Origin of the sequence: Azospirillum sp. B506 (genome assembly GCF_000333595.1) — a bacterium.
Classification (GTDB): Bacteria; Pseudomonadota; Alphaproteobacteria; order Azospirillales; family Azospirillaceae; genus Azospirillum.
On sequence record NZ_BADK01000609.1, the window covers coordinates 20,345 to 32,406 of the forward strand.

General features: G+C 68.3%; 10 protein-coding genes. 4 read left to right on the plus strand and 6 right to left on the minus strand.

The window, feature by feature from the left end; genetic code table 11:
* Positions 1 to 4: 4 nt before the first annotated feature.
* From I71_RS17990 to I71_RS18000, 3 genes are all read right to left on the minus strand, one after another.
* Positions 5 to 2,101, minus strand: coding sequence for a methyl-accepting chemotaxis protein (locus I71_RS17990; RefSeq protein ID WP_042696224.1), 2,097 nt, complete (start codon positions 2,099 to 2,101; stop codon positions 5 to 7).
* A 198-nt stretch (positions 2,102 to 2,299) separates the two neighbouring features.
* Positions 2,300 to 3,316: a fumarylacetoacetate hydrolase family protein gene (locus tag I71_RS17995; protein ID WP_042696211.1), complete on the minus strand. Its 1,017-nt coding sequence runs from the start codon at positions 3,314 to 3,316 to the stop codon at positions 2,300 to 2,302.
* 49 nt (positions 3,317 to 3,365) lie between these two features.
* Positions 3,366 to 4,490 (minus strand): homogentisate 1,2-dioxygenase, encoded by a 1,125-nt coding sequence (locus tag I71_RS18000; protein WP_042696212.1) that lies wholly within the window; start codon positions 4,488 to 4,490, stop codon positions 3,366 to 3,368.
* A gap of 155 nt (positions 4,491 to 4,645) precedes the next feature.
* On the opposite strand from I71_RS18000, the gene I71_RS18005 reads away from it, so the two are divergent.
* On the plus strand, positions 4,646 to 5,191 hold the full coding sequence (locus I71_RS18005; RefSeq protein ID WP_042696213.1) for a MarR family winged helix-turn-helix transcriptional regulator: 546 nt from the start codon (positions 4,646 to 4,648) through the stop codon (positions 5,189 to 5,191).
* Positions 5,192 to 5,197: 6 nt separating this feature from the next.
* On the opposite strand, the gene I71_RS18010 is transcribed toward I71_RS18005, so the two are convergent.
* Positions 5,198 to 5,836 (minus strand): transferase hexapeptide repeat family protein, encoded by a 639-nt coding sequence (locus I71_RS18010; RefSeq protein ID WP_042696214.1) that lies wholly within the window; start codon positions 5,834 to 5,836, stop codon positions 5,198 to 5,200.
* A 247-nt stretch (positions 5,837 to 6,083) separates the two neighbouring features.
* On the opposite strand from I71_RS18010, the gene I71_RS18015 reads away from it, so the two are divergent.
* The 3 genes from I71_RS18015 to I71_RS18025 all read left to right on the plus strand — a co-directional run bounded on the left by I71_RS18015 (position 6,084) and on the right by I71_RS18025 (position 9,423).
* The gene (locus I71_RS18015) at positions 6,084 to 7,739 is read left to right on the plus strand and encodes an FAD-dependent oxidoreductase (RefSeq protein WP_042696215.1); all 1,656 of its coding nucleotides are present in this window, start codon (positions 6,084 to 6,086) and stop codon (positions 7,737 to 7,739) included.
* A 22-nt stretch (positions 7,740 to 7,761) separates the two neighbouring features.
* Positions 7,762 to 7,959, plus strand: a complete 198-nt coding sequence (locus I71_RS18020) for a DUF2783 domain-containing protein (RefSeq protein ID WP_042696216.1) — start codon at positions 7,762 to 7,764, stop codon at positions 7,957 to 7,959.
* A 90-nt stretch (positions 7,960 to 8,049) separates the two neighbouring features.
* Positions 8,050 to 9,423 carry a CocE/NonD family hydrolase gene (locus I71_RS18025; RefSeq protein WP_042696217.1) on the plus strand — a complete coding sequence of 458 codons (1,374 nt, stop codon included), beginning with the start codon at positions 8,050 to 8,052 and terminating at the stop codon, positions 9,421 to 9,423.
* An 81-nt stretch (positions 9,424 to 9,504) separates the two neighbouring features.
* Here I71_RS18025 and infC read toward each other — a convergent pair whose 3' ends face one another.
* Positions 9,505 to 10,068 (minus strand): translation initiation factor IF-3, encoded by a 564-nt coding sequence (gene infC, locus I71_RS18030; protein ID WP_375731204.1) that lies wholly within the window; start codon positions 10,066 to 10,068, stop codon positions 9,505 to 9,507.
* 48 nt (positions 10,069 to 10,116) lie between these two features.
* On the minus strand, positions 10,117 to 12,057 hold the full coding sequence (thrS, locus tag I71_RS18035) for a threonine--tRNA ligase (RefSeq protein ID WP_083897236.1): 1,941 nt from the start codon (positions 12,055 to 12,057) through the stop codon (positions 10,117 to 10,119).
* Positions 12,058 to 12,062: the final 5 nt, after the last annotated feature.

A 12,062-nucleotide genomic window follows, 5' to 3' on the forward strand; every position in this document is an offset into this window, starting at 1 on the left:
ATCCTCACGCCCGGCGCACCCCCGCGATGAAGCCGTCGATCTCGCGGGTGAGGTCCTTCGACTGGCTGGCCAGCGCGGCGGCGGCGGCGAGAAGCTGATCGGCCGCCACCCCGGTTTCCCCGGCACCGGTCCTGATCTCGCCCATCCCGCCGCTGACCTCCTGCGCGCCGTCGGCGGCCTGGATCACGCTGCGGGCAATCTCCTGGGTCGCCGCCGCCTGCTGGTCGACCGCCGCGGCAATGCCCGACGCGATGCGGCTGACCTGGGCGATGGTCTCGCTGATGCCATGGACGGCGGTCACCGCCTCCTGCGTGGCGTCGCGGATACCCTTGATCTGCGCGACGATGTCCTCGGTCGCCTTGGCGGTCTGGTTGGCAAGGCTCTTCACCTCCGACGCCACCACGGCGAAGCCCTTTCCGGCCTCTCCCGCGCGGGCCGCCTCGATGGTGGCATTGAGCGCCAGCAGATTGGTCTGGCCGGCGATGGAGTTGATGAGTTCCACCACGGCACCGATCCGCTCCGCACTGTCCGCCAGGACGGCCACCGCCTCGTCGGCCCGCTTGACGTCGGACACCGCGGCGTCGGCGATGCGGGCGGATTCGCCGACCTGCCGGCCGATGTCCTGGACCGAGGCCGACAGCTCCTCCGTCGCGGCGGCGGCCGTCTGCACATTCTCCGCCGCGGCGCGGGCGGAGGAGGCCACCTGCTCCGACCGGCCGAGGCTCTGGTCGGCGATGCCGGTCAGGCCGCGGGCGGTCGATTCCAACTGCTGGGCGGCAGACGCCAGCGCCCCGGTCAGCCCGCCGACGCGCTCCTCGAACCCCGTCTGCAGCCTGGCGAGCGCCGCGGCACGCTCCTCCTTGGCCTGCCAGTCGGCCTTCTGCTGGCGGTCCAGCTCACGGGCACGGACCAGCCCCTCCTTGAACACCTCCACAGCGCGGGCCATGCCGCCGGCCTCGTCGTCGCGGCCGGCCCCGGGCACCGCGGTTTCCAGATCGCCGGCCGCCAGCCGGGTCATCGCCCCGGTCAGCGACGCCACCGGACGGGCGATGCCGTCGCCGACCTTCCACGCCACCAGACAGCCGAGCGCGACGCAGCCCAGGCTGACCAGCACCGTCAGCAAGGTCAGCCGGTTGGCGTCGGCCATCACGCTGGACTGCGGCGCCGCCACCAGGAAGGACCAGACCCCGTCGGCGCCGGCAAAGCGGATCGGCGCCAGCCGCAGGTAATGCGGCCCGCCGTTCAGCGGCACGATCCCGTCGAAGGCCCGCCCTTCCGCCACGGCGCGGCGGGCGGCCTCCGGCAGGTCGTCGGCAGCCTTGGACAGCCGGCTGCCGTCGGGATGGGCGACATAGAGGCCGGAGCCGGTCAGCACCGCGGCGTAACCGTCGCCATAGGGCTTCACCGCGCGCACCAGATCGGTCAGGCCGGTCAGCGCCATATCGACGCCGGCCACGCCGATGACGCGCCCCTCCCTGCCGCCGTCCATCACCGGGGCGGCGGCGCTGGTCATCAGCCGCTTGGTGAAATCGTCGAGATAGGGTTCGGTCAGCACCGCCGTCCGCGCGGCGGCCGCCGCCTTGTAGTAATCCTTCTCCTGCACGTCCGCGAAGGCATAGCCCTCGCTGTCGTCGGCCTGAACGCCCTTATCGCCCACGCCCTTATCGCCCGGCAGCCACAGCAGGCTCATCCGGCCGGTCTTCGGCAGACCCAGGATCTCGACGCTGCGGTCATGCTCGGCGAACTCCCGGTCGCGGCCGTCGAAGCCGTCGTCGGCCATGTCCACCCACACGCCGGCATAGAGCGGATTGGCCTCCGCCGTCCGGCGCAGGAAGCGGTTGACCGTCTCGCGCCGCGGGCTTCCGGTGGAGCGTTCCACCTCGACCAGCGCCGCGCTGGCGCTGGCGGCGTTGAGCGCGGTGGACAGGTCGGCGGCAACCCGGGCGCCCTGCCGGTCCGCCGTCTCGGCGGCAAGCAGAACCGCCGCATTGTGGGCGGCATCGCGCGTCAGAACCAGCGACACCGCGGTAACCGCCGCAGCCCCCGCCGCCAGCACGGCCGCCACACCGATGATGATCTTCGTCCTGAACCTGGCCTTCATCGCGACACCGTCGTCCGGTCCGCCCAAAGTTCCGGGATCAGCGGAAAGGCGGCACCAAATGGGGAAAAGGGGGCCACCTTATATTCGATAACGATCGGCCTGCATGTCGATTCTTGCGATTTGATGACAGAGCGTTCAATCGGGAGGGGGCCTATGGACTCAGCCCCCGCCGACGACCCCTTGCCTTCCACTCCCGCTTCATGCGCCCTCGTAGCGCACCACCTGCTGGTCGATGGCGCCGAACACGCTGGCGCCGGCCGCGTCGAACAGCTCGATCCGCACGCGGTCGCCGAAGCGCAGGAAGGGGGTCTTCGGCGCGCCATGCTCGATGGTCTCGATCATCCTCAACTCGGCAAGGCAGGAATAGCCGACGCCGCCGGCCGCGACCGGCTTGCCGGGACCGCCGTCCAGCTTGTTCGACACCGTGCCCGAGCCGACGATGCTGCCGGCCGCCAGATGGCGGGTCCTGGCGGCATGCGCGATCAGCGTTGGAAAGTCGAAGGTCATGTCGACCCCGGCATCCGGGCAGCCGAAGGCTTCGCCGTTCAGCGTCGTCACCAGCGGACGGTGCAGCTTGCCGCCGTCCCAGGCGCCGCCCAGCTCGTCCGGCGTCACCGCGACGGGGGAGAAGCTGGAGGCCGGCTTGGACTGGAAGAAGCCGAAGCCCTTGCCCAGTTCCGCCGGGATCAGGTTGCGCAAGCTGACGTCGTTGACCAGCATCAGCAGCCGGATCTGCCCGCGCGCCGCTTCGGCCGAAACGCCCATCGGCACGTCGCCGGTGACGACGGCGATCTCCGCCTCGAAATCGATGCCCCAGGCTTCGGTCGCCGCCGGGATCGGGTCGGTGGGGGCGAGGAAGCCGTCGGAACAGCCCTGATACATCAACGGGTCGGTCCAGAAGCTGGGCGGCATCTCGGCACCGCGCGCCTTGCGGACCAGCTCCACATGATTGACGTAGGCAGACCCGTCCGCCCACTGGTAAGCGCGCGGCAGCGGCGATGCCGCCGCGGCCGGATCGAAGGGTTGGCCAGCCGCCGGATCGGCGTTCAGCGCGCGGTAGACCTCCTCCAGCTTCGGCGCCAGCGCCGTCCAGTCGTCCAGCGCCGCCTGCAGGGTGCGGGCGATCTCCGGCACCGGGGTGGCGCGGGTCAGGTCGCGCGACACCACCACCAGACTGCCGTCGCGCCCGCCCGCCTTCAAACTTGCCAGCTTCATTGGTCTCTTCCCTTCCTACAGGATCTGGGTTCGGCGACCTTAAGGCCGCTCATTTCGCCTTCCAGCTGTCGGCGTAGCCGCCCCACTCGACACCCTCCATCGCCGGATAGACGTCGAGCGGGTCGCGGGTGTCGATCATCACCGCGACCTCATCGGTCTCCTTGCGCTCGAACCTCTGCGCCACCTCGTAGGCTTTCGGGTGCGGTCCGTGCGGGAAGCCCGAGGGATGGTAGGTGACCATGCCGGGATGGATGTTGTCCCGCGAGAAGAACTGGCCGCGGTGATAGAACAGCACCTCGTCGAAATCCTCGTTGGAATGATAGTAGGGCAGCTTCAACGCCTCCGGGTCCGACTCGATGGGCCGCGGCACGAAGGTGCAGACGATGAAACGTCCGGCGATCCAGGTGCTGTGCGCCGACGGCGGCAGATGGTAGCGGTGGCTCATCAGCGGCCGGATGTCGCGCCAGTTCAGCCGCACCGGGGCGAGGTCGCCATGCCAGCCCACGGCATCCAGCGGGTTGAACGGATAGGTCATGGCGCAGAGCTGCCCGCGCTTCTTCACCCGGACCAGCGTCTCACGCTCGTGCTTCTGCGCCTGGAAGGCGTCGTCCAGCGCCGGCACGTCCAGCACCGCCGGATCGAAGATGGCGTGAGTGCCGACCAGCCCCTTGTGCGGCAGCTTGTAGGCGTCGCCGGTGGCCTCGACCATCAGCACCATCGCCGCCTCGTCGGTTTCCAGCCGCCAACAGGTGTTGCGCGGCAGCACGACATAGTCGCCCTCCCGCACCTCCAGATGGCCGTAGTCGCAGAACAGATGGCCGCCGCCCTGATGGAAGAACAGCAGGTCGTCGCCGTCGGCGTTGCGGACGAGATGATCCATCCTGCCCTTGAACCGCCACAGCCGGACCTGGGTCGCCCCATTGCCCATCAGGGCCGGCGCCTCCAGGGGGCAACCGGGCATGTGATCGAGATGGTTCAGGTCGAAGGCGCGCGGGCGCAGCGGCCCGTCGAAGCTGGTCCAGCCGGTCGGCGGATGGGCATGGTGCATCTGGGTCGCCGGGCCGAAGAAGCCCTCGCGCCCCATCTCGCGCTCGTAAGTCCCGGCCGGGAGCCGGACATGGGCCTGGCGCGACGCGGTGCCCTCGATTTTCGGAAACGAAATCCAGTTCTTCATGGCGCTTCCCCTGCATGCCGCCGGCCATTCCGCAGCGGGCGCCGGCAGGCTTGTTCAGTCGCCGCCATTTTAGTTTCGTTTGAAACTGTTGCAAGGACCAAATTCCAGCGCAGGATGGGGGCATCGCAGTTCCCCACACAGACGATGCCCCGCCGATGCCGCCCGCCCGCCGTTCCCGAAAAGCCTCAGCCACGTCCACCTCCAGCCCGGCGGAGCTGCCGGCGCTGCACCTGACGCGCTTCCTGCCCTACCGGCTGTCGGTCCTGGCCAATACGGTCAGCCACACGCTGGCCAAGCTGTATGAGAAGCGGTTCGGCATCACGATCCCGGAATGGCGGATCATCGCCATCCTCGGCAGCGGCGAGACGATGAGCGCCGGCGAGATTGCGCAGCGCACGGCGATGGACAAGGTGCAGGTCAGCCGCGCCATCAGCCGCATGCTCGAGTCCGCGCTGATCCTGCGCGAATCGGGCGACACCGACCGGCGCAAGGCGCTGCTGACCCTGACGCCCAAGGCGCTGGCGATCTATGCGGAGATCGTGCCGATGGCCCTGACCTATCAAGAGGAGGTCACCGACGCCCTGTCGATCGACGAACGCGGGCAACTCGACACCCTGCTGTCCAAGCTGCAGGCCCGCGCCGACCAGCTGGTCACCCGCCCGGCGCCAGTTGCCGTGCAGACGGAGCAGGCGGAAGGGTAGGACCGTTCAGCCCCCCTTCACCTTGTGCAGCGGCTGGCCGGTGCCGGCATCGACCCTGCCGCGGCCGGGTTCCTCCGCCTCCAAGGGCGAACAGGCAACCATGGTGGCGAGCGACCGGCGGGCGAGCCGCTGGTATTCGTCCGTTCCCTCCGACTTCCAGGCGATCTCGTCGGGGTGCAGGTCGCGCACGACTTTCCCCGGCAGGCCGGCGACCAGCGTGCGCGGCGGCACGACGAAACCGGCCTTGACGAAGGCCATCGCCGCGACCACCGACTCCTCGCCGATCTCCGCCCCATCCATCACCACCACATTCATGCCCACCAGCGCGTTGCGGCGGACGATGCAGCCGTGCAGCACCGCGCCATGGCCGACATGCCCATCCTCCTCGACGATGGCGTCATGGCCGGGGAAGGCATGGAGCGTGCAATTGTCCTGCACGTTGCTGCCCCTGTGCAGGACGATCCGGCCGAAATCGCCGCGCAGGCTGGCGCAGGGCCCGACATAGCAGTCCGGCCCGACCACCACATCGCCGATCAGCACGGCGGAGGGGTGGACGAAGGCGGTGGGATCGATCACCGGGATCACGCTGTCGATGGCGTAGACGGTGGGGCGCGGCAGGGCGGGAGCGACTGTGGAAGCGGTCATGATCGGGCGGTCCTCGGCGTCTCTGTTCGGTCTTTTGCCGCAAGGCTACACCGCCGCACCCTGTACGCGATACTGATTTTCAGCTATAGTAACCATGCCCTGTATCGCTTCTCCGGCGCCCTTGCCGGGAACGATGCAGAGGCTTGATTGGTATCAAATGAAACTGTATCGTTGGCAACAATAACAATCCGGCCAACGCGCCCGATCCGGTTTTGCCGGTCCTGGTTTCCTGGGGAGGAAACGCCCAATGCACGCGACCTTCAGCTATCCGAAATACAGCTTCATACCCTCCGACGAACAGCGCACCGGCACCATCCGGCGCCATCCGGTGGTGGTCATCGGCGCCGGCCCGGTCGGGCTGACCGCGGCACTCGACTTCGCCCGCAAGGGTGTGCCGGTGGTGGTGCTGGATGCCGAGGACACCGTCAGCGTCGGCAGCCGCGCCGTCTGCTATGCCAAGCGCGCGTTGGAGGTGTGGGACCGGCTGGGCGTCGGCCGGCGCATGATCGACAAGGGTGTCGTCTGGAAGATCGGCAAGGTCTTCAACGGCGACCGCATGGTCTACCAGTTCGACCTGCTGCCGGAGCCGGACCACAAGATCCCCGCCTTCATCAACCTCCAGCAATATCACCTGGAGGATTTCCTGGTCACGGAAGCCCTGAAGAGCGACCTGATCGACCTGCGCTGGCTTTCGCGCGTCGTCTCCGCCCGGCAGGAGGCCGACCATGTCGTGCTTCAGGTGGAAACGCCGGACGGCGTCCATGCGGTCGAGGCCGATTGGGTCATCGCCTGCGACGGCGCCAAGTCGTCGGTGCGCAAGATGCTGGGGCTGGAGTTCCAGGGCGAGGTGTTCAAGGACCGCTTCCTGATCGCCGATGTGGTGATGAAGGCCGATTTCCCGGCGGAGCGCTGGTTCTGGTTCGACCCGCCCTTCCACCGCAAACAGTCGGCCCTGCTGCACATGCAGCCCGACAATGTCTGGCGCCTGGATTTCCAACTGGGATGGGACGCCGACCCGGAGGAGGAGAAGAGGCCGGAGCGCGTCATCCCGCGCGTCCAGGCGATGCTGGGCGCCGACACGCCGTTCGAGCTGGAATGGGTGTCGGTCTACACCTTCCAATGCCGGCGGCTGGAGCGGTTCCGCCATGGCCGCATCCTGTTCGCCGGCGATTCGGCGCATCAGGTCTCGCCCTTCGGCGCCCGCGGCGCCAACAGCGGCGTGCCCGACGCCGACAATCTGGTGTGGAAGCTGGCCCTGGTGCTGGACGGCAAGGCGCCGGAGTGGCTGCTCGACAGCTACAGCGACGAACGGGTGGCGGCGGCCAGGGAAAACATCCTGAACTCCACCCGCTCCACCGACTTCATCACGCCGAAGAGCGAGATGAGCCGCATCTTCCGCGACGCCGTGCTGGAACTGGCGGTCGACCATCCCTTCGCCCGCGCGCTGGTCAATTCCGGCCGGCTGTCCACCCCCACCACCTACACCGACAGCCCGCTGAACACGCCGGACGGCGACGCCTTCGCCGGCCGGATGGTGCCGGGCGCTCCGGCCACCGACGCGCCGGTGGAGCGCGACGGCCAACCCGGCTGGCTGATGGAGGCGCTGGACGGCCGCTTCACCGTGCTCTACGCCGCCGGTGACGGGGCGGTTCCGGCGGAGGTGGCGGAAGCGTTGGACGCTCTCGCCGCCGGACCGCTGCCGTTGGTCTGGTACGCCGTGACCGGGCGCCGCCGTGGCATCGCCGGAGAGCTGGTGGATTGCGCCGGGCGCCTGCGCGAGCGCTACGACCTGACGCCCGGCAGCGTCTATCTGATCCGCCCCGACCAGCACGTCGCCGCGCGCTGGCGCCGCTTCGACGACGCCGCCCTGTCCGCCGCGCTGAACCGTGCTGTCGGCCGCTGACCCCCCTGTATCGGAGCCTCCCATGGCCAAACTGATGACCGAGCAGCGCTTCGCCAGCCCGGACGATGTCTACCAGCTGCTGATCGACGGCCACCGCGAGCTGACGCCCGACCAGAGCACCCGCCTGAACGCCAAGCTGATCCTGCTGCTCGCCAACCACATCGGCGATGCCGAGGTGCTGGCGGAGGCGCTGCGGGTCGCGCGGCAGGGGGTGGACTAGGGAATCCCCCCATTCCCTCCCCCCCTGACGCCAAGCCCAGGATGACGTACAAAGGCGCAGTCCCTTCCCGTCGCGGAGACTGCGCCAACCATGACACTGCACCGCCTGTTCGCCTTGCTGTTCATGCTGCTGTGCTGCGGCCCCGCCTTGGCGGAAGGGCTGACGCAGGCGGCGCTGTCGATCCCCGCCCACTTCCCCGACGGCAGCACCGCCACGCTGGAGGCGATGCTGCTGCGGCCGGACGGCCCCGGGCCATACCCCGTCGCCATCCTCAGCCACGGCACGCCGCGCGACGCGGCGGAACGGGCACAGATGACGCCGCTGCGCTATCTGCCGGAAGCGCGGGAATTCGCGCGGCGCGGCTGGGCGGTGGTGGCGGTGATGCGGCGCGGCTATGGCGGATCGGACGGCCCCTACAGCGAGACGACCGGGTCCTGCAACAACCCGGACTATCTGCGCTCCGCCCGCCAGAGCGCCGAGGATCTGCGTCAGGCCATCCGCTATGTCTCGGGCCAGCCCTTCGCCGACGCCAGCCGCATCCTGGCGGTGGGCGTATCGGCCGGCGGGCTTGCCAGCATCGCGCTCAGCGCCGATCCGCCACCGGGGCTGAAGGCGGTCATCAGCTTCGCCGGCGGCCGCGGCTCGGTCGCCGACAACCAGGTCTGCCAGGAGGATCGGCTGATCGGCGCCTTCGGCACGATGGGCCGCACGTCGCGCGTTCCCTCCCTGTGGATCTATGCCGAGAACGACCTGTTCTTCGGCCCCGACCTCGCCCGGCGGCTGTGGCAGGCCTTCACCCAGGCGGGTGGACGGGCGGAGTTCATCGCCGCCCCGCCCGACGGCAAGGACGGGCATTTCTTCTTCAGTGCCGCCATTGCGCAATGGACGCCGATGGTCGACGGCTTCCTGGCGAAGAACGGGCTGGTGCTGCGCGACATGCCGATCGCCGTGTCGCTGCCGCAGCTGCCGCCGCCGGCCGAATTGTCCGCCGCCAACCGCGCCAAGTTTCCCGCCTATGTCGCGGCCGGAGGCAACAAGGCCTTCGCCGTTTCCCCCGATGGCGCCTATAGCTGGAAGTCCGGCCTGCGCAGCCTGGACGAGGCGCAGAGGACGGCGCTCGAAAGCTGCGCCACGCACACGCAGAAGGGCTGCCGCATCGCCTATCTCAACGACCGCCCGGCTGGCGGCGCCAGCGATCAGACCGCAGCGGCGGCCCCTCCGCGCAACACGCGCGTCAGGCTGGAACCGCCGCCGGAACTGTCGGCCGCCGGACGCGAAAAGTTCGACGCCTATGTCTCGGCGACCGGACGCAAGGCCTTCGCCGTGTCGCAGGACGGCGCCTTCGGCTGGAAATCGGGCGTGCCCAGCGAGGATGCCGCCCGCCGCGGCGCGCTCGACAACTGCGCCAAATACACCCGCCACACCTGCTATGTCGTGATCGTCGACGACCGGCCGCTGCGTTGACCGAGCGGGCGGACAGAACGGCGACATGAAAAAGGCCCGTCCGGATCCCGGACGGGCCTTTTCCGTAACGTCACCCCGGCGTCAGCGCGGAGCCAGAACCATGACCATCTGGCGGCCTTCGAGCTTCGGCATCTGCTCGACCTTCGCCAGCGCCTCCAGCTCGTCGCGGACGCGGACCAGCACATTCATGCCCAGGTCCTGGTGCGCCATTTCACGGCCGCGGAAGCGCAGGGTCACCTTGACCTTGTCGCCTTCCTCAAGGAAGCGGCGTGCGGAGCGCATCTTCACGTCATAGTCGTTGTCATCGATGTTCGGCCGGAGCTTGATCTCCTTGACCTCGATGATCTTCTGCTTCTTGCGGGCCTCGTTCGCCTTCTTCTGCGCCTCGTACTTGAACTTGCCATAGTCGAGGATTTTGCAGACGGGCGGTTCGGCCTGAGGGGCGATCTCGACCAGATCGAGACCGGCATCCTCGGCGGCCAGCAGAGCATCGCGCAACGACACCACCCCGATCATCTCGCCGTCGGCACCGACGAGACGAACGGAACGAGCCGAGATCTCCCGGTTAACCCGCGGTCCATCGCGGGTCGGGGCGGCTTCGGACGGGATCCTGGCTATGGACGCTTCTCCATGGTCTGAAACCACGCGGAAACCGGCCGTCCAGAGGAGCGGCCGGCGGCGTCACGCGGTCGGTTAAAACGGCGAATCGGTTGCGACCTCGCCCGCCGGCGATTTCGCATCCTCAACCAGTTTAGCAACCGCCGCGTCGAGGGCAAGAATTTCCTGATCCTTGCCGCCCAGCACGCGGAGCGCGACCGTCCGTTCGTCCGCCTCCCGCTTTCCGACAACCAGCATCAGCGGCACCTTCTGCAGGCTGTGCTCGCGGACCTTCAGGTTGATCTTCTCGTTGCGGGTGTCGAGTTCGACGCGCAGGCCCTTGCGCTTCAGCAGGGCGGCGACTTCCTCGGCATAACCGTCGGCCTCGCTGGTGATGGTGGCGACGGTCACCTGGACCGGCGACAACCAAAGCGGGAACTTGCCGGCATAATGCTCGATCAGCATGCCGATGAAGCGCTCCATCGACCCCAGGATCGCGCGGTGCAGCATGATCGGGCGATGGCGGGCGCCATCCTCGCCGATATAGCTGGCATCGAGCCGTTCCGGCAGGTTCGGATCATACTGCAGGGTGCCGCACTGCCAGGTCCGGCCGATGGCGTCGGTCAGGTGGAACTCCACCTTCGGGCCGTAGAAGGCACCCTCGCCCGGCAGCTCTTCATACTCCAGCCCGGCATCGCGCAGCGCCTGGGCCAGCGCGCCCTCGGCCCGGTCCCACAGCTCGTCGGCACCGGTGCGGACATCCGGACGCAACGCCAGCTTCACCGAGATCTTGTCGAAGCCCAGATCCTTGTAGACGCCGAGCTGCAGCTTGAAATACTCGGCCGCCTCGCTCTGCACCTGATCCTCGGTGCAGAAGATGTGGGCGTCGTCCTGGGTGAAGGCACGCACGCGCATGATGCCGTGCAGGGCGCCCGACGGCTCGTTGCGATGGCAGGCGCCGAACTCCGCCATGCGGATCGGCAGGTCGCGGTAGGATCGCAGGCCGTGGCGGAAGATCTGGACATGGCCGGGGCAGTTCATCGGCTTGATGCCCAGCAGCTTCTCGCCGCCGTCGGCCTCCACCTTGAACATGTTGTCGCCATACATGTCCCAGTGGCCCGACGCCTTGAACAGCGAGCTGTCGATCAGCTGCGGCGTCTTCACCTCGACATAGCCGGCGGCCTTCAGCTTGGTGCGGATGTAGTTTTCCAGCGTCCGGTAGAGGGTCCAGCCCTTCGGATGCCAGAAGACCGAGCCGACCGCCTCTTCCTGGACATGGAACAGGTCCAGCTCCTTGCCCAGCTTGCGATGGTCGCGCTTCTCCGCCTCCTCGATCTGGTGCAGGTAGGCCTTCAGCTCCTTCTCGTCGCGCCAGGCGGTGCCGTAGATGCGCTGGAGCATGGGGTTGCGGCTGTCGCCGCGCCAGTAGGCGCCGGCCACCTTCATCAGCTTGAAGCCCTGGCCGACCTTGCCGGTGGTCATGGCGTGGGGACCGCGGCACAGATCCAGCCAGTCGCCCTGGCGGTAGATCGACACCGGCTCGCCCTGCGGGATCGCCTCGATCAGCTCGGCCTTGTAATGCTCGCCGAGATTCTTGAAGTAGGCGACCGCCTCGTCGCGGTCCCAGACCTCGCGGACGATCGGGATGTCGGCCCCGACGATCTCGCGCATCTTCGCCTCGATCTTCTCCAGATCCTCGGGCGTGAACGGCTCGTCGCGCGCGAAGTCATAGTAGAAACCGGTGGCGATCGACGGGCCGATGGTGACCTGCGTGCCGGGATAGAGCTTCTGCACCGCATCGGCCAGCACATGGGCGGCGTCGTGGCGGATGACGTCGAGGGCGTCGGCGTGGGTGCGCGTGACGATCTCGATCTTGGCGTTGGTAGTGACGGTGGTGGTGAGGTCCTTCACCGTGCCGTCGATCTTGACGGCAAGCGCATCTTTGGCCAGGCGCGAACCGATGGACTGGGCAATCTCAAGCCCCGTCACCGGCCGGTCGAACTCCCGCACGCTGCCGTCGGGCAGCGTGATGGCGATGTTGA

Excerpts from the sequence above, each read along its gene's own strand:
- I71_RS18020 (WP_042696216.1), top strand. The coding sequence starts at position 7,762 with ATGGCCAAACTGATGACCGAGCAGCGCTTCGCCAGCCCGGACGATGTC.
- I71_RS18000 (WP_042696212.1), bottom strand. The coding sequence starts at position 4,490 with ATGAAGAACTGGATTTCGTTTCCGAAAATCGAGGGCACCGCGTCGCGC.
- I71_RS18015 (WP_042696215.1), top strand. The coding sequence starts at position 6,084 with ATGCACGCGACCTTCAGCTATCCGAAATACAGCTTCATACCCTCCGAC.
- I71_RS17995 (WP_042696211.1), bottom strand. The coding sequence starts at position 3,316 with ATGAAGCTGGCAAGTTTGAAGGCGGGCGGGCGCGACGGCAGTCTGGTG.
- I71_RS17990 (WP_042696224.1), bottom strand. The coding sequence starts at position 2,101 with ATGAAGGCCAGGTTCAGGACGAAGATCATCATCGGTGTGGCGGCCGTG.
- I71_RS18005 (WP_042696213.1), top strand. The coding sequence starts at position 4,646 with ATGCCGCCCGCCCGCCGTTCCCGAAAAGCCTCAGCCACGTCCACCTCC.
- I71_RS18025 (WP_042696217.1), top strand. The coding sequence starts at position 8,050 with ATGACACTGCACCGCCTGTTCGCCTTGCTGTTCATGCTGCTGTGCTGC.
- I71_RS18010 (WP_042696214.1), bottom strand. The coding sequence starts at position 5,836 with ATGACCGCTTCCACAGTCGCTCCCGCCCTGCCGCGCCCCACCGTCTAC.